Here is a 16,552-nt window from a genome sequence, read left to right on the forward strand (position 1 = left end):
AATTCGGCTACCGCCGAAATCGCTGAATCGCTTCTTTAGGCGGCGGCGCGCGTCTGTCCTACAGGAGGGTACTGCGCTCGGGCCGCGCGGGCCCCACGTCCCGTGGACGGGCGAAACTTGCGTTTCGCTACGGCAGCCTCGGCCCAATTCCTCGCACCGCTCTTTGTTCGCGCGCCTTGGGAAATCTTGTCAAAACGTGCAAGCACATTTTGACGATTTCCCTCCTAAGGCGTGGCGCGCGTTTGCGTTGAAGTAATAAAGGCCGCCCGCCGTGGCGCGAACGCGCCCGCCCGGCGGACGCACCCTGCGGGTGGTTTAATGGTAGCCTCTACCCCGTTCTCTGTTCGCGCGGTACCGCGCGAAAAAAAGACGGCACGTCATGGCACGAACAAAAAACGCATAAATTCACTCGCCAGAAAAAGCACGAACGGCCTCTTTGAACTGACGGCCGCGGTCTTCATAATTCCGAAAAAGGTCGAAGCTCGCACAGGCGGGGGACAACAATACCGTATCGCCTGCCTCGGCCACCTCGCGACAGGCGGCAAGGGCGGCTGCCAATGACGAGGTGTCGTAAACCGGAACGACGCCGGTGAAGGTACGAACTAACTTGGCATTGTCGAGCCCCATGCAGACGACGGCACGCACATGCTCCCGCACCAACGGCATCAGAACGCCGTAGTCGTTCCCTTTGTCCGTCCCGCCGGCGATCCACACCGTCGGACGCGTCATTGACTGCAAGGCATACCACACGGAATCGACGTTCGTCGCTTTCGAATCATTGATATACTCTACCCCATCGATTGTCGCCACCGGCTCCAGCCGATGCTCCACGCCGCTAAACGTGCGCAGGGTCTCGGCAATCGCGGCATCCGGCACGCCGGCTTTCCGACAGGCGGCGACGGCGGCCAGTGCATTGGCGATATTGTGCAACCCTTTGATCCGCATCCCGGCGACCGGAAACTCGAAACCGTCGCACCTCAACATCCCCGCAACAGCATCGTATGAGGCCGGGCCGGAGGCGTCTTTCACGCAAAAAGAGCAAATTTCAGCCTGTAATCCCGCCTGCACCCGTGGCAAATAGGCCTGGGTCTCCGGATCCTCGCCGTTGCAGACGAAGAGATCTTCCGGCCGAAGATTCTGCGTGATGCGGAATTTGCTGGCGACGTAGTTCTCCATCCGGTGGTCGTACCGATCCAGATGATCGGGGGTGATGTTCAATAGGAGGGCGATGTCGGCCCGAAAATCGTACATCCCGTCCAACTGGAAACTGCTCAATTCGATCACGTACCAATCGGGCTGCCTTTCCGGTTCGGTCTCAGCCACCTGCAGAGCCAGACTCCGGCCGATGTTCCCGGCCAGTTCGGCCCGGAAACCGGCTGTGCGCATCATCGCATGGATCAGGGTCGTCGTCGTGGTCTTCCCGTTGCTGCCGGTGATGCAGACGGTGCGGGTGTGCGGCGCAAGGTAGCGACCGGCGAACTCGATCTCGGAGATCACGGGTATCCCCCGCTCGCGAATGGCCTGCACGACGGGGGCGCTCTCCGGAATGCCGGGGCTCTTGACCACAAATTCAGCTTCCAAAATAGGCCCGAGGGAATGGGAACCCTCTTCGAAGGCGATCCCCCGTTCCGCCAGGCGAGAACGGTAGGGCTCTTTCAACTGTCCGGCGTCGGAGAGCCAGACGTCGTACCCTTTCAAAGAGGCCAGCACGGCGGAGCCGTATCCGCTCTCGCCGCCGCCCAAAATCACTGCCAATGCCATAGTCGATGCGTTTTTAATCTTGCAAATTTAATGTTTTCCGACGCCCGGCGAGAGATGCGGAGGACGGTTTATACAAAAAAACGCGCCGCGCAAAAATGCGTAACGCGTTTCGTATTCTTCAGTTCCAAATCAGGCGAATCAGCCAGCTCCCGAGCAGAATCGCCACGTCCACCCACAGCATGATCCGCAGGAGGCGGAGGTGCCGAATCAGGAGCATGGTGGCGGCCAACGGCAACAAGGCGGGAAAAAGCAACAGGCTCTCGCGCAGTCTGCCCTGCAACAAAAGCTGGAGGGAGCGCTGCGCGCCGCAGAAGGGGCAATCGAAGCCGAACAGTTGCCGATAGGCGCAGGGCATGAGGCGATAGCGCCCGACGAGCTCCTCTCAGAGCGAGCTGATCTGGCGGAACCAGTCGGCGCCTTCCGAGAGTCCGACGCCGATGCCGATAATCCCGATGATAACCAATACGTAGAGGATATAAAGGCCGCCTATGCAAATCCCGATAATGGACAACACGCGACCGGCGTTGGCCATCCCGTATCCGTTGTAGTCGTTGGGTGCGGCGAGGTAGATGGCGCGGGCTTTGTTCCCGAAAACGAGGCCGATAATGCCGAGGATCAGGCCGACGAACCAGCAGCTGGTGACCACGGAGAGAATCCCGAGCACGAGCGAGGCGGCTGCATTGGGCAGGGTGGGTTTCGGGGCATAATATCCGCCGCCGGGATTGGGTTGCGGCTGTTGCGGTTCCGATTGGGGTTGGTTTTCGTTGTAGTTTTCCATATCCGTATCCTTTTAGTGTAAAGATTTCACAGACAAAACAGGTGTTCAGGCTTCGTCTTCGCTGGCGGCTGCGGCAAGCCGTTCGGCGTTTTCGGCGAACTGGAGTTTGTCGATACATTCCTGGATGTCGCCGTCCATAAAGGCGGGCAGGTTGTACATGGTGTAGCCGATCCGGTGGTCGGTCATCCGCCCTTGGGGATAGTTGTAGGTGCGGATCTTGGCGGAGCGGTCGCCGGTGGAGACCATGGTCTTCCGCTTGGAGGAGATTTCGTCGAGGTATTTCTGGTATTCGAGGTTATAGATCCGTGTCCGGAGCTCTTCCAAGGCTTTGTCGAAGTTCTTGAGCTGGGATTTCTGGTCCTGGCACTGGACGACGATGCCGGTGGGGATGTGGGTCAGCCGGATAGCGGAATAGGTGGTGTTCACGGATTGCCCGCCCGGCCCGGAGGCGCAGAAGGTGTCTTTCCGGATGTCTTCCATCTTGAGGTCGATGTCGAACTCTTCGGCTTCGGGCAGCACAGCGACGGAGGCGGCAGAGGTATGCACGCGGCCCTGGGTCTCGGTCTGGGGCACGCGCTGTACGCGGTGGACGCCGGATTCGTATTTCAAAACGCCGTAAACGCCGTCGCCGGTGATTTTCAGAACGACTTCCTTGTAACCGCCGGAGGTGCCTTCGCTCTGGCTGTTGATTTCGGCTTTCCAGCCTCGCCGTTCGAAAAATTTGAGGTACATCCGCAGAAGGTCGCCGGCGAAAATGGCGGCTTCGTCTCCGCCTGCGCCGCCGCGGATCTCCATGATGGCGTTTTTGCTGTCCTGGGGGTCGGCGGGGATGAGCATGAGTTTGATCTCTTCTTCGAGCCGGGCGATGGCGGGTTCGAGGGTCTCGATCTCGCCGCGGGCCATCTCGCGCATCTCTTCGTCTTTCTCGTTGGCGAAGAGGTCTTTGGCTTCCTGTAAGTTAGCGACGGCGGTGCGGTACCGATCGGCGGCTTCGACGATGGGGCCGAGCTCTTTGTATTCTTTGTTGAGCTGGATGTATCGTTTCATGTCGCTCATCACTTCGGGATCGGTGATCTGCCGGGATATGGCGGCGTATTTCTCCCGAATGCCGTCCAATTTGGCCAGTATGGTATTATCTGCCATATATCGCGTTTCGTTTCAATCGTACAAAGATAAGCTTTTTCTTTCGCGCCGGAGAGAGTGGGGTTTCGGTCGGCGCGCTGGGGGAAATCTTGTTCAAAGCGCAGAATGCTTGGAAAGATTTCCCTTTTTCATACGGGCGGGCGGCATTTTTCGCGCGCGTCGAGCTTTGTTCCGCCTCGAACTGTTCTTTTTGTGAACAAAAAGAACCAAAAAAAACTTCAGACGGATGCTAACGCATCCTCAAGCTGCCGGCGGCCCAAATCTCGGTTGGTTCGTTGGGCTGTGGTTTTCCGGCGCAGCGCGCTAAATAATTGGGCATAATACCCTAAGCGCGCTCGCCGAGAAAACCCAGCCCGAAAGATTCACGAAGACTGAGGACTGCGGAGCCTAAGGAGTAGCGTAGCTATCACGAAAGTCTTTTGGGTACCTTTTCTTCAGAACCGAGTAGCGTACCGAGGGCAGAGACCGCTTGCGGGATTTGCCGAGGTAGCACGAGGAAGACGAAGTCAAAAGGTACGGTTCTATCCGGGTAGACACAGAACCCTAATCGCGGCGGGCGAAGCCGATGTAGTAGATCAAGGTCGCAATCGCGGACAAGGCGGCGACCAGATAAGTCCGGGCGGCCCATGTCAATGCTTCCTTGGCCTGAGCCTGCTGTTGCGAGTTCAGAATCTGCTCGTTTTCGAGCCAGGCCAAGGCCCGATGCGAGGCGTTGTACTCTACGGGCAGGGTCACGATACTGAACAAGGCGGACATGGCGATCATCCCGATGCCGATCCAGAACAATACCAGGTTATTGGTCACGCCGGCCAGTACAATACCGCCGATGATGAACAGAATCGCGAACTTCGAAGAGAAGCTGGTCACGGGAACCAATGCCGAACGCCATTTGAGCGGAGCATACCCCACGGCATGCTGAACGGCGTGGCCGCATTCGTGAGCGGCTACTGCCGCGGCGGCGACGGAGTTGCTCTCGTAGACTGAATCGCTGAGGTTCACGGTCTTGTTGGCCGGGTTGAAGTGGTCGGTCAGCTCGCCCGAGACGTGGGTCACGCGGACGTCGGTAATGCCGTTGTCACGCAGCATCTTTTCGGCCACTTCGCGACCGGTCAGACCGCCGGCAAAAGGAACTTTCGAGTATTTGTTGAATACGCTCTGCAAACGGGACTGGACGATAAAACCGACGATCCCGATAGCGATAATGAGCAGGAACTCGGGCCCCATCGAATAGAAGTAGGAGGAGGAAGCGGTCAGCAGTGTCATGATAAAATAGTGTGTGGTTTGGTTATAAAAAACGTGTCGAAAGGTGGTTATCGTATCTTGAGGGTCATCAGCGTAATGGCGGCCAGCAACAATTGGACGATCCAAAAACGGGTGACGATCTTGACTTCGAAGTAGCCTTTTTTCTGGTAGTGGTGGTGCAGGGGGGCCATCAAAAACACGCGACGGCCTTCGCCGTACCGGTGTTTGGTGTATTTGAACCAAAAGACCTGAATGATCACGGAGCAGCTCTCGACGATAAACACGCCGCAAAGAATGGGCAAGAGGAGTTCTTTCCGGATCAGCAGCGCGAAGACGGCGATAATCCCGCCGACGGCCAACGAGCCGGTATCGCCCATAAACACTTGCGCGGGGAAGGAGTTGTACCACAGAAATCCGAGTAAAGCGCCCACGAATGCCGCGGCAAAGACGAGCAGTTCGCCCGAGCCGGGTATATTCATGATACTCAGATACTCGGAATAGATGACGTTCCCGGAGAGGTAGGCGAGTATCCCGAGCACCACGCCGATGGAGGCGGAGACTCCTGCGGCCAGGCCGTCGAGGCCGTCGGTGAGGTTGGCGCCGTTGGAGACGAGGGTGATCACGAAGGTGGCGACGAGAATATAGAGCAGCCAGCCGAGCGTATCGCCCCATTTCCCTTCGATGGGAATCAGGTTGCGGTAGTCCAAGGTGCGGTTCTTGAAAAACGGGACGGTGGTGTCGGTGGATTTCTCGGGCGGGGTCAAATAGAGCACGGTGCGCCGGTTCCCCAAGTCGTTAGCCACGACGCGCTCGACTTCGTTCTGCTGCCGCACGGCGGCGGGCTCGCGCGAGACGATCTGGGGGCTGATCCACATGGTGGTGCCGACGATAATCCCGAGGCTCACCTGGCCCAAGATCTTGAATCGGCCGTTAAGCCCCTCTTTCCGCTTGCGAAAGACTTTGATGTAGTCGTCGAGAAAGCCCAGAAGGCCCAACCATACGGTGGTGGCGAGCATCAACTGGACATAGATGTTGGTGAGGTCGGCGAACAAAAGAACGGGTATAAGGATTGCGGCCAAAATAATGAGTCCGCCCATGGTCGGTGTCCCGCGTTTCTGGAGCTGGCCTTCGAGGCCGAGGTTTCGCACCTCTTCGCCGATCTGGCGACGCTGGAGCAGGCGGATAATGTATTTCCCGAAAACCATCCCGATGAGTAGCGATACGACGATGGCCAGTGCGGATCGGAAGGATATATAGTTGAACATCCCGGCGCCGGGCAGGTCGATGGTCCGGTCGAGGTATTCGGCGATGTGATAGATCATGGGTTGTTGCGCGCTTTTTCCTGGACAAAGATAGTCATTCCGGCGGGCTTTTCGTCACGGGTGGGAGGATTAACGGAGGCTTTCTGCCGGAGCGGCCCGCCCCGGGCTACCGCGGGCACGATGCGGGCGTGTAGCGTAACGTCGGTAACAGCGGTGACGGCTGATCTTCTACGGCCGGTAATACCAATGGCGTGTACTTGAACGTGGCTCAATCCCGGCTACACGAACTTCCGTGCCCACGGTTTTCAGTTGCGGTGCCTCTCGGAACCGCGTGCTCGCGGGGGAGCAATGGGCCTGCCGGGTCGGTAGCTTATAACCCACCGCCCCGGGCTACCGCGAGAGAATCAATGGCGTGCTGGGCATGGTCGGCTACCGCGGATTCAGCTGGTCGTTCGCCACAAACAGCATCTACAGTCTAAACCTAAATTTCCATTCGCAAGATTTCAATGCCAACAACTCGGGCTACCGTGGCTCCGGTTTTCAGTTGCGTTGCCTCTCGGAATAAACGGGGCGCGGGCCCGCGGCGGGCAATGGGCCTGCCGGGTCGGTAGCCTTCACCCGATTAATCCGTTTTCTTTGTTCTTTTCTTGCCCGCTCAAGCCGCGGGGGCTCCTACTTTTTACTATGTGTAAATCATAGAGTGTTTTCACCTATTTTCTAAGATTTGCCAATAATATGCAAAACATTGTGTTTTAGCGTATTTTGGCACATTTTCTTTTCTTGTGATTTGCAAAATTTGCCGATAATATCTACTTTTGTATGCAAATAGTATGTACAAAGATTTGCATACACAGAAGTAATTAACCTATAAAAACGGCAGATTATGTTCAAGTATTCAAAGGACGGCATATCGGTACTCTCGGTGCTGGATGCCCGTCGAGCCAAGAAGAGCGGGTTGTTTCCTGTCAAGATACAGGTCATCTACAACCGCAAGCAGAAATACTACTCTACGGGGCAGGAGCTCTCCAAGGAGGATTGGGCGAACCTTGCCGAGAGCAAGAGTCGCCGATTGTCGGAGATTCGTTCAAGTGTAGAGAATAGTTTTTCCATCATCAAGAGCCAAGTTGAATCCCTTGCCGAGCGAGGAGAGTTTGGTTTCGACCTACTCAGCATTCGTTTAGGACGCTGTGCGACTGTTACGGTCAATGCAGCAGTCAGAGCTAAGGTTGCCGATGCCGAGCGTAACGAGCAGTATAGCACTCGCAATGGTTATCACTCTATGCTGTTGGGTATAGAAGCATTTGCAGGTAAGGAAATTCCATTCACTACTATTACCGTTGATTGGCTCAATAGGTTGGAACGCTTTTGGAGCAATGACGGTAAGAGCAAATCCACCATCAATGTATATTTCAAGTACCTCAAAGCGATACTCAACCAAGCCCGTATGGATGGCGTTATCAAGGAGGTTAACTTCCCATTTGGCAGAGGTCGTTTCGAGATGCCCTCGGCTGAGGGTCGAAAGTTGGCTCTTACATTGGAGCAGATAAAGCAACTCGTAACCTACACCGATGGCAACGAGGAGACAGAGATGTATCGCGATATGTGGTTCTTCTCTTATCTGTGCAATGGTATCAATTTTCGAGATATGCTCTACCTTACCTATAATAATATAGAGGGTGATGAGATATGTTTCGTCAGAGCCAAAACCAAGAATACCTCAAAGCAGATACGCACCATTAGAGCTGTCTTAACACCCGAAATGCGATATATCATCGAGCGTTGGGGTAACGCCGATGATGGCAACGCCGATACATTGTTGTTCAAGTTTGCCACAGGTCGGGAATCTGCATACGAGATTAAACAACTTGTCTGCAAGGTTACTCAACGCTGCAATATCATCTTAACTCGCATCTCTAAGGCTTTGGGATTACCTCGTGTAACCACATACGCAGCACGCCATAGCTTTGCAACCGTCTTGAAGCGTAGCGGAACGAATATCTCCTATATCTCGGAGAGTTTGGGCCACTCCAACCTGATGGTTACGGAGAACTACCTCGCCAGCTTCGAGCAGGACGAGCGCAAGAAGAATGCACAACTACTAACCAATTTTGATTAAAGCGTATGCCAAATAGAAAGACCGCCAAGATAGCAATCCGCAATTTGAAGTGTTTCGGCATTATTGCAAGAGAGATAGCCGAGGAGTAAGAACTATCTCATTGATGAAGGCGTGCTGCATATCAAGGAATATGTGCCACCAACGATAAATGATATTGATAAGGTGCTGGAAAAGTTGAAATTCAACTATGCCACTAAAAAATACAAGTATGAAACCTATCGTGATAAGGAACTCATCGATCAGAAGCTGTTGGCAAAGATGGCGGGTGTTACCCGTCAGACCGTAGCCCGATGGGAACAGATGGGTTTTATCTACCGTAGCGATGTGGGCTTGTCGAGAGATAGATATTTCCAAATAAAAGAGGTCATTTCTCAACTCGAAAAGTTAAAAGAGTAAGAAGATGTTTTGCATTTTATTAAATAAGTCAGCCCTTGTCGCAAACAATAGTTTCGGCTTATTTGAGACTCTTTTTGGTTGTTTTAGATTTGGGTAATTTGCAAATAGCCCGCTATTAGCGGCATCACCCAAACCTAGACCATTTCAAAAATAGTTCTCAACTAATCTCGAAATAAAATACAAACATCTTCTAAAAAATCGCACTTTTTTAGAATGACTTGACAGATGTAGGACAAATGATGCCATAGCGTCACTTGTCCTACATCTGTCTTATATACTCTCTATCTCAAACCTATGCTGTGTCATCATCTGTCGTAGTTATGGCACAATCTGTCATAGGTGGGTTAAGTTATTGACAATTCGATATTTAGTTTCCTTTGTTCTTCCTTTGCAGCATCAATCGGTTGAGAGGGCTATGACGATAGCCAAGTATTAACTTAAAAAGGACGAATAAAATGAACCATATTATTGTAACCACGCCCGAAGAGTTAAGGGCTATCGTAAGCGAAACCGTTTCGCAGACATTGGCAGGTCTTACTCGTACCCACAAAGAGCTGCCCGACAATCTCACTCCCGATGCCGCAGTCGAGGCATTGGAGCAGCACGGATTCTTAATCTCCAAAGCACGCTTGTATAAACTTACGGCAAAGGGTGAAGTACCATTCCGCAAGTATGGCAACAAACTTCTCTTTTCACGTAAGGAACTTCTTTCGTGGGCAGACAACCTTGCCCGCAGGGTGAACGATAAGAGCGATGCTGCATTGACTATTGCCAAGAGTGCTAACCGTAAATTGCGTGGCTATGGAAAATAATCGAGTATCGACACCCAAGCCCCCGATGGCAGATGATGAGTTTGCTGCTATCTGGCGAAGTGTCCATCTGAAAGTTACCGACACATACGATACACCACCCGAAATACTCTGGGTGAATGGCTCGACCATTGGGACACTGGGTAATTTCAGTGCCTCGACAGGCAAGGCAAAGAGCAAAAAGACCTTTAATATCTCGGCTATAGTGGCAGTAGCACTAAGAAATAGTGCGGTATTGCAATACTCGGCATATCTGCCACAGGAGAAACGCAAGATTCTCTATGTTGATACCGAGCAGAGCTTCTACCATTGCCATAAGGTGCTCAAACGCATTATGCGGTTGGCAGGGTGCGACATTGATCAGAACAGCAAGGATTTCCTCTTCATTGTTCTGCGTGAGCATACTCCCGAAAGGCGCCGAGAGATTATCGGCGAGACCTTGCGAAGAGTCAAGGGTATCGGGCTTGTGATTATTGACGGCATAAGGGATTTGATGTATGATATAAACTCCCCAAGCGAATCGGCAGAGATTATCAATCTGCTTATGCGTTGGTCGAGCGAGCATAATCTACATATCCATACGGTGCTGCACCTGAACAAAGGCGATGACAATACCCGAGGGCATATAGGAACAGAACTCAACAACAAAGCAGAAACGGTGCTGCAAGTAACCAAAAGCACGCAAGATGCCAATATCAGCGAGGTCAAGGCTATGCACATTCGAGATAGGGATTTCTCTCCGTTTGCTTTCCGCATCAATGATGATGCTCTTCCCGAATTGGTCAGGGATTACACCTTTGACCAGCCACGCAAAGACCGCACATTCCCATTGAATGAACTTAGCGAGCAGGAGCACCGCCAAGCATTGGAGACTGCTTTCGGTAACAATGTGATACAGGGCTACCCCAATGTCATTGCCGCACTGAAAACGGGCTATGCGAGTATCGGTTATGAACGAGGTCGCAATAAGCTTGTGGATTTGAGGAAATTCCTCGAAAATAAACGAATGATCATTCCCGAGGGCAAAGGGTGGCGATACAATCCCGACTTCGTATTCTAATGTAGGTTTAGTTTAGTTCGGGTGTATATGATTCGTACTGCTAAACCTAAATACAGAAAGCTAAAAGCCGATTGAGTGACTGCACAACAGCACTCAATCGGTATATCAACCAATCAATTAACTTATAAAAACAAAACAATATGAATATCAACGAAATAAAGAAAATAAAGTTGGCAGACTATCTGCAAAGTTTGGGATATACACCCGTTAAGCAACAAGGCAGGAGCCTATGGTATAAATCACCGCTGAGGAACGAAACCGATGCTTCGTTTAAGGTGAACACCGAGTTAAACCAATGGTATGACTTCGGTATCGGCAAGGGTGGTAACATCATCGCATTGGCAGCAGAACTCTACCATAGCGAGAATGTAGCCTATCTGTTGGAACGCATAGCAGAGCGAACACCTTACATTCGCCCGGCATCCTTTTCTTTTGGTGAGCAGAAGACTCATAACAGTAGCTTTCAAGGCGTACAGGTTGGCGAGTTATCTTCTCCAGCCCTTATCGACTATCTGCGAGGACGAGGAATAAACATCGAACTCGCCAAAAGAGAGTGTAAGGAGTTGAGATACGAGTATGAGGGTAAAACCTACTTCGTTGTCGGCTTCCCGAATATCTCTGGTGGCTATGAGCTCCGCAACCGCTATTTCAAAGGTTGCCTTGCTCCAAAGGATATTACCCATATCCGACAGCAAGGAGAGTAGCGAGATGTGTGCTATCTCTTCGAGGGCTTTATGGATTATCTCTCTTTCCTTACAATCCGAGTGAACAACAATCCCGAAGAGCCACGCACAAACGAGCAGGATTATATGGTGCTGAACTCCGTTACCAACCTCTCAAAAGCGGAGCAACAGCTACGCCCATACACCCGAATCGGTTGCTTCCTCGATAACGACCAAGCAGGGCAAAGAGCGTATGAGAATCTGAAAAAGATGTTCGGAAACAGGCTGCAAGATATGTCGCACCACTACAAGGAGTATAAGGATTTGAATGACTATCTATGCCACCGAAACCAAGCAAAACAGGCAGAGAAAAAATCGCAAGTCCAATCCGCAAGGCGGATGCCACAACCACAGCCGAAGAAGAAACGAGGCTTCAGGTTATAGCTCACTATAACTACACGCTTCGCTTAAAGTAGTTGTGGGCTCTACCGAGGGTGCAGAGTGACCTCTCTGCACTCCGCTTATGGGCTTCGCCCCTAAGAACCCCTGTGCAAACGAGGGCAGAGGACAAGCTCGCTTGAACTATGCCGAGTGCAGCCAGCGGGTCGCCAAAGCAACCCCGACAGCGGAAGCAAGTGACCAAATGACCAACAGACATTAGTGCAACCAATAGAATCAGAATAACAATGGCAGTAAAAAGCAGCATACATATTAAGCCTTGCAACATATCATCGAGCGAGGCTCACAACCTCAGAACTCCCGAGTATATGCGTAACATCGGAGAGTCGAAAATCTACCTCATACCTCAGCTTGTTGCCGACAATGAGTATTGGATAAATCCACGTCTCGGCGACTATGACTTACAGACGCATTACAATAACATCAAGCAGATGGTAAAGGCGAAGACAGGACGAGCGATGCAAGAGAAAGAACGGGAACGCAAAACCAAGAGTGGCAAGATTGTCAAGGTGGCAGGATGCTCACCCATTCGTGAGGGTGTATTGCTCATCAAGCCCAACACTACATTGGAGAATGTTCGCAGATTTGGCGAGGAGTGCCAACAGCGTTGGGGTATCACACCGCTGCAAATATTCCTTCATAAGGATGAGGGGCATTGGCTCGGTGGAGAGCCAGCCCCTGACGATAAGGAGAGCTTTCAAATCGGTGGTCGTTGGTTCAAGCCCAACTACCACGCACATATCGTATTCGATTGGATGGACCACGATACGGGCAAGAGCCGAAAACTAAACGATGATGATATGATGCAGATGCAGACAATGGCATCCGAGATTCTATCAATGGAGCGAGGACAATCCAAAACCGAGACGGGCAAGGAGCATTTGGAGCGTAATGACTTCATCATCGAGAAGCAGCGTGCAGAACTTGAACGCATAGAGGCTGAGCGACAGCACAAGGAACACCAGATAGATCTTGCCGAACGAGAACTCAAACAGGTGAAATCGGAGATACGCACCGACAAACTCAAAAGCGTAGCTACCGATGCTGCCACAGCGCTTGCAAGCGGAGTAAGTTCTCTTTTCGGCAGCGGTAAGATGAAATCGTTGGAACGCAAGAACGAGGATTTACGGGATGAAATCGCAATCCGAGACGAAACTATCGAGCAACTGCAATCCAACATCAAGCAAATGGAGGTAGAACATAACAGGGCAATGGTGAATAAGGACAACGAGCATCGCAAAGCTCTTGAAGCAAAGGAGGCAGAGCATAAGGAGGAGACCAACATCCTCAATTCAATAATCAATACTGCCCATCGTTGGTATCCTGATTTTGCCAACCTTCTTAGATTGGAACGCCTTGCCAAGCAAATAGGACTTTCGGCAATGGAGTTTGCAGAGCTGATTAAGGGTAGGATCGTAAACTTTACAGGGCGACTATTCTCCTCGGAGCATAACCGATGGTTTGCAACGGATAATACCCCTTTGCAGATTCTGCGAGATAACGACAAGCGTCTAACCTTAACCGTAAATCGAATACCCCTCAGCCAATGGTTTAGCGAGCAGTACAATAAACTTCGACAGTCAATCCGACAACCTATACAGCAAAAGAAAAGCAGGGGAATGAAACTATAATAACAATGGCGACCGCATCAAGTGGTCGCCATTATTATATTATGACTTACGACACATCGTGTTTTTTTACGGTAAACTCAAACCTCAGACCACCATTAGGTCTATTTGTGGCGGTGATGGTGCCGCCGTGGAACAGTACGGCGTGTTTTACGATGGCAAGCCCGAGGCCCGTGCCTCCCTTTTGGCGGGAGCGGCCCTTGTCCACACGATAGAATCGCTCGAAGAGGTGTGGCAAATGCTTCTGTTCAACACCTTTGCCATCATCCTCAAAGCGGATGCGGCATAGCTGCTCGTTATTTTCGAGCAGTGATATATAGATATTTTTACCCTCGGAGTAGGCAATGGCATTCTCGGTCAAATTGCGGAAGATGGAGCCAATGAGCGAAGGGTTGCCATCAATAATAACCTCATTGCTAAAATCGGTATGGAGCAGCAAGCGTTCATCTTCGGGTAACATCTCCAACTCCTTAGCCACCTCATCAATTATATCGTTGATTACAACTCTCTCCTTGCCAATCAAAGCACTGCCATCCTCCATTCGAGTTATTAGCGACACATCGTTAAGCAGTCGGCGAAGGCGGTCGTTGTGAGTATAGCATCGCTCGATGAGTTCCTGACGCTTCTCTTCGCTAATGCTAATACCCGAGAGCAGTGTTTCAAGGCATACTTGAATGGATGCTACGGGGGTTTTCAACTCGTGGTTAATGTTATTAGTTAGTTGTCGTTTAAGGCGATTGCGCTCCTGTTCAGCCTCGTAGCGATTGACGCGCTCGATATCCTTGCCGAGTCGGCGAGTGGTAAAGTATGCCACAACGCTCATTATAAGTGTGATTGAAATCATCACCACAAGGAACGACCAATCCGCTTCAAGTAGGTCTTGCAAGGTGCTTGAATATGGTATTGCTGTACGGACAATAACTCGCTCACCTCGTGTTGCAGAGTAAAAGTATTCTCGTCCATCACTTGTGGATTGTCTGCTGATGTTATATCCCTCGCCCTCTGCCAAAGCAGTTGCCACTTCGGGGCGACCTCGGTGGTTGTCAAGCGAATCGAGCGATATGGTATTATCATAAACCACAGCACCCGACAATGTGATAATAGATATTCTCAACTCTTCAAAAGGTTTGTCGTGGGTGGCAATATAATCCTCATAGGGCAACCCCTCCTCGACAGTATCGAGTAGATGGCGGTTATACTGTTGAAGTTGAGCATTCAAGAACTGCGATTTATACTCTTTCTCACGCAGATATTGAAAACCGATAAAGCAGAGTACAATTGCCCACGAGAAGGCGAGCAACATCAGAAACAGCCGTTTGTGGAACGATATGTTAGTCTCGGAAACCATAACCAAAGCCTGAACGGGTAACAATGTAAGAGCCATACGCCCCAATCTTTGAGCGCAGGCGAGTGATATTAACATCGATAGTGCGGTCAAGAACGACCACCTCATCACTCCACACTCTGTTTAGGATTTGCTCTCGTGAGCATATCTTTCCACGGTGCTTTATCAAATAGGCGAGCAACTCAAACTCTTTGCGTGCCAATCGAACCTCCTCGCCATCGACCGTGCAACGCTTAAACTCCAAATCAAGGCAAAGGCCATCAACCACTAAACGGTTTGGCTTCTCGGCTGGGACGTTACTTATGTTTTTATGGCTGGTTGTGCGGCGCAGAACACTCTTAACTCTTGCTATGACATTACGCACGGTATATGGTTTCATAATATAGTCATCGGCACCGAGGTTGAGCCCCATAATCATATCGTCCTCGGTATCACGAGCCGTGCAAAAAATGATTGGGATATCAGCCGTGGCAACATCGTTTTTCAACATCTTTGCCATCTTGATACCGCTTATCTCGCCCATCATAATATCGAGTAGAATGAGCGAATACTCCTTTATATTGTAGCCGAGAGCCTGTTCTGCACTAAATGCCACATCTACATCATACCCCTCATTTTCGAGATTTAGTTTCAAAACCTCACACAAGGTCTCCTCGTCATCTACTATCAATATACGCTCTGTTGACATATACCTAAACTATAAGATTGCAATGCAAAATTGCAGCGTTTTGGCAAATGGCGGAACGCCTAAAACAAGATTTAATAAAAATGTAATATTTTGCTTCGGAGCGAGCATTTCACGAAAGCCTAACTTTTTTGAAATATTTATGAAACCTTCCGCCAATACTTTTGCAGTGTCAAATTTAAGAAGACAAAAAAATGAAAACAAAAGTAATCTTGGCAGGTCTTTTAGCCTGCATCGGTATCACTGCACAGGCGCAGGATACTAAAACGGAGGAGCCCAAGGGCAAAGCGATTGTTCAAGTGTTTGGAAATTTCCACACAGGTTTTGGAGCAGAGAATGATGACCGAGGCTTCGAGTTGGAGCGCAGTTATTTCGGTTATGAATACAACTTCGGCAATGGCCTTTCAGCCAAGGCGGTAATGGATATTGGCAAATCATCAAGTGTAGATGATTATCAGCGCATCGCCTACATCAAAAATGCTATGGTATCGTGGAAGCGAGGAGGTTTGACACTCAACGGCGGTCTTATCTCAACCACACAATTCAATTTCCAAGAAAAGTTCTGGGGTTACCGCTACATTATGAAGTCATTCCAAGATGAATACAAGTTTGGTAGCAGTGCCGATTTAGGTATCTCGGTAGCCTATAAGTTTGCAGACTGGCTCTCGGCCGATGCGATTATCGTTAATGGCGAGGGCTACAAGAAAATTCAGGTGAATGATGGGCTCAATTATGGTTTGGGTGTAACGCTGACTCCCGTTAAAGGTTTCCAAATTCGCCTATATGGTGGCTTGAACGAGAGTGGCGAAAAGGGTAAAAAGGATATTGCCAATCTTGCGGCATTTGTGGGATATAAGCACGATAAATTCTCTGTCGGTGCGGAATATAATCAAATGTGGAATGCATCGTATAAGGATGATGCCGACCAGTATGGTTATTCGGTTTTTGCCTCGGTTAAGGTTGCAAAATTTGCAGACCTCTATGCTCGCTACGATGACCTCTACTCAAACAATGATTGGAACATCGCAAAAGATGAGGCAGCGGCAATTCTCGGTGCACAATTCAAACTCGGCAAGTATGTAAAAATAGCCCCTAATTTTAGAATGAGTATACCAAAAGCAGATGGTGCCAAGAATGGTTACTATGCCTATGTAAATTGCTACTTCGGATTCTAAAAACAATATAAACATTCAATAATCATATAAT

General features: G+C 50.5%; 15 protein-coding genes and 1 pseudogene. 8 read left to right on the forward strand and 8 right to left on the reverse strand.

Annotation, left to right across the window (positions count from 1 at the left end; genetic code table 11):
• Nucleotides 1-405: 405 nt before the first annotated feature.
• From murD to mraY, 6 genes are all read right to left on the reverse strand, one after another.
• Nucleotides 406-1,761, reverse strand: coding sequence for a UDP-N-acetylmuramoyl-L-alanine--D-glutamate ligase (murD, locus tag QZ302_RS02275; protein ID WP_294592007.1), 1,356 nt, complete (start codon nucleotides 1,759-1,761; stop codon nucleotides 406-408).
• A gap of 118 nt (nucleotides 1,762-1,879) precedes the next feature.
• Nucleotides 1,880-2,116: a DUF2752 domain-containing protein gene (locus QZ302_RS02280; RefSeq protein WP_294592009.1), complete on the reverse strand. Its 237-nt coding sequence runs from the start codon at nucleotides 2,114-2,116 to the stop codon at nucleotides 1,880-1,882.
• 27 nt (nucleotides 2,117-2,143) lie between these two features.
• The gene (locus QZ302_RS02285) at nucleotides 2,144-2,539 is read right to left on the reverse strand and encodes a CCC motif membrane protein (RefSeq protein WP_294592011.1); all 396 of its coding nucleotides are present in this window, start codon (nucleotides 2,537-2,539) and stop codon (nucleotides 2,144-2,146) included.
• A 45-nt stretch (nucleotides 2,540-2,584) separates the two neighbouring features.
• Complete coding sequence (gene prfA / locus QZ302_RS02290) at nucleotides 2,585-3,682, reverse strand: peptide chain release factor 1 (RefSeq protein ID WP_294592013.1); 1,098 nt, start codon at nucleotides 3,680-3,682, stop codon at nucleotides 2,585-2,587.
• A 543-nt stretch (nucleotides 3,683-4,225) separates the two neighbouring features.
• On the reverse strand, nucleotides 4,226-4,945 hold the full coding sequence (locus QZ302_RS02295; RefSeq protein ID WP_294592015.1) for a zinc metallopeptidase: 720 nt from the start codon (nucleotides 4,943-4,945) through the stop codon (nucleotides 4,226-4,228).
• Nucleotides 4,946-4,992: 47 nt separating this feature from the next.
• Entirely contained in the window at nucleotides 4,993-6,246 is a 1,254-nt protein-coding gene (mraY, locus tag QZ302_RS02300; protein WP_294592021.1) for a phospho-N-acetylmuramoyl-pentapeptide-transferase, read from the reverse strand.
• A gap of 352 nt (nucleotides 6,247-6,598) precedes the next feature.
• Here mraY and QZ302_RS02305 point away from each other — a divergent pair, with 352 nt between their 5' ends.
• The 7 genes and pseudogenes from QZ302_RS02305 (at nucleotide 6,599) to QZ302_RS02335 (ending at nucleotide 13,319) form a co-directional block, all read left to right on the forward strand.
• On the forward strand, nucleotides 6,599-6,751 hold the full coding sequence (locus QZ302_RS02305; RefSeq protein WP_294592023.1) for a hypothetical protein: 153 nt from the start codon (nucleotides 6,599-6,601) through the stop codon (nucleotides 6,749-6,751).
• Nucleotides 6,752-7,069: 318 nt separating this feature from the next.
• Nucleotides 7,070-8,302 (forward strand): site-specific integrase, encoded by a 1,233-nt coding sequence (locus tag QZ302_RS02310; RefSeq protein WP_294592025.1) that lies wholly within the window; start codon nucleotides 7,070-7,072, stop codon nucleotides 8,300-8,302.
• Between the two features lie 111 nt (nucleotides 8,303-8,413).
• The gene (locus QZ302_RS02315; protein WP_294592027.1) at nucleotides 8,414-8,698 is read left to right on the forward strand and encodes a helix-turn-helix domain-containing protein; all 285 of its coding nucleotides are present in this window, start codon (nucleotides 8,414-8,416) and stop codon (nucleotides 8,696-8,698) included.
• Nucleotides 8,699-9,153: 455 nt separating this feature from the next.
• A complete protein-coding gene (locus tag QZ302_RS02320; RefSeq protein ID WP_294592029.1) occupies nucleotides 9,154-9,510 on the forward strand; it encodes a helix-turn-helix domain-containing protein in 357 nt (118 codons plus the stop codon).
• Complete coding sequence (locus tag QZ302_RS02325; RefSeq protein WP_294592031.1) at nucleotides 9,500-10,567, forward strand: AAA family ATPase; 1,068 nt, start codon at nucleotides 9,500-9,502, stop codon at nucleotides 10,565-10,567. Before QZ302_RS02320 ends, QZ302_RS02325 begins: the two co-directional genes overlap by 11 nt.
• A 140-nt stretch (nucleotides 10,568-10,707) precedes the next feature.
• Nucleotides 10,708-11,673 (forward strand): annotated as a pseudogene (locus tag QZ302_RS02330) (toprim domain-containing protein).
• 242 nt (nucleotides 11,674-11,915) lie between these two features.
• Nucleotides 11,916-13,319 (forward strand): mobilization protein, encoded by a 1,404-nt coding sequence (locus QZ302_RS02335; protein WP_294592033.1) that lies wholly within the window; start codon nucleotides 11,916-11,918, stop codon nucleotides 13,317-13,319.
• A gap of 46 nt (nucleotides 13,320-13,365) precedes the next feature.
• Here the strand turns inward: QZ302_RS02335 and QZ302_RS02340 are convergent, their stop codons facing one another.
• Together QZ302_RS02340 and QZ302_RS02345 are read right to left on the reverse strand one after the other, a co-directional pair.
• Nucleotides 13,366-14,700 (reverse strand): ATP-binding protein, encoded by a 1,335-nt coding sequence (locus tag QZ302_RS02340; protein WP_294592035.1) that lies wholly within the window; start codon nucleotides 14,698-14,700, stop codon nucleotides 13,366-13,368.
• Nucleotides 14,648-15,349, reverse strand: coding sequence for a response regulator transcription factor (locus QZ302_RS02345; RefSeq protein WP_294592037.1), 702 nt, complete (start codon nucleotides 15,347-15,349; stop codon nucleotides 14,648-14,650). The genes QZ302_RS02340 and QZ302_RS02345 overlap by 53 nt, the downstream gene beginning before the upstream one ends.
• Nucleotides 15,350-15,540: 191 nt before the next feature.
• Here QZ302_RS02345 and QZ302_RS02350 point away from each other — a divergent pair, with 191 nt between their 5' ends.
• Nucleotides 15,541-16,521 carry a hypothetical protein gene (locus tag QZ302_RS02350; RefSeq protein WP_294592039.1) on the forward strand — a complete coding sequence of 327 codons (981 nt, stop codon included), beginning with the start codon at nucleotides 15,541-15,543 and terminating at the stop codon, nucleotides 16,519-16,521.
• Nucleotides 16,522-16,552 lie beyond the last annotated feature (31 nt).

The organism is uncultured Rikenella sp., from assembly GCF_910579375.1.
Lineage (GTDB): Bacteria > Bacteroidota > Bacteroidia > Bacteroidales > Rikenellaceae > Rikenella.

Coding starts and splice junctions, on each gene's coding strand:
- QZ302_RS02285 (WP_294592011.1), bottom strand. CDS start 2,539: ATGGAAAACTACAACGAAAACCAACCCCAATCGGAACCGCAACAGCCG.
- QZ302_RS02345 (WP_294592037.1), bottom strand. CDS start 15,349: ATGTCAACAGAGCGTATATTGATAGTAGATGACGAGGAGACCTTGTGT.
- prfA (WP_294592013.1), bottom strand. CDS start 3,682: ATGGCAGATAATACCATACTGGCCAAATTGGACGGCATTCGGGAGAAA.
- QZ302_RS02350 (WP_294592039.1), top strand. CDS start 15,541: ATGAAAACAAAAGTAATCTTGGCAGGTCTTTTAGCCTGCATCGGTATC.
- murD (WP_294592007.1), bottom strand. CDS start 1,761: ATGGCATTGGCAGTGATTTTGGGCGGCGGCGAGAGCGGATACGGCTCC.
- QZ302_RS02325 (WP_294592031.1), top strand. CDS start 9,500: ATGGAAAATAATCGAGTATCGACACCCAAGCCCCCGATGGCAGATGAT.
- QZ302_RS02320 (WP_294592029.1), top strand. CDS start 9,154: ATGAACCATATTATTGTAACCACGCCCGAAGAGTTAAGGGCTATCGTA.
- QZ302_RS02340 (WP_294592035.1), bottom strand. CDS start 14,700: ATGGCTCTTACATTGTTACCCGTTCAGGCTTTGGTTATGGTTTCCGAG.
- QZ302_RS02310 (WP_294592025.1), top strand. CDS start 7,070: ATGTTCAAGTATTCAAAGGACGGCATATCGGTACTCTCGGTGCTGGAT.
- mraY (WP_294592021.1), bottom strand. CDS start 6,246: ATGATCTATCACATCGCCGAATACCTCGACCGGACCATCGACCTGCCC.
- QZ302_RS02295 (WP_294592015.1), bottom strand. CDS start 4,945: ATGACACTGCTGACCGCTTCCTCCTCCTACTTCTATTCGATGGGGCCC.
- QZ302_RS02280 (WP_294592009.1), bottom strand. CDS start 2,116: ATGCCCTGCGCCTATCGGCAACTGTTCGGCTTCGATTGCCCCTTCTGC.
- QZ302_RS02335 (WP_294592033.1), top strand. CDS start 11,916: ATGGCAGTAAAAAGCAGCATACATATTAAGCCTTGCAACATATCATCG.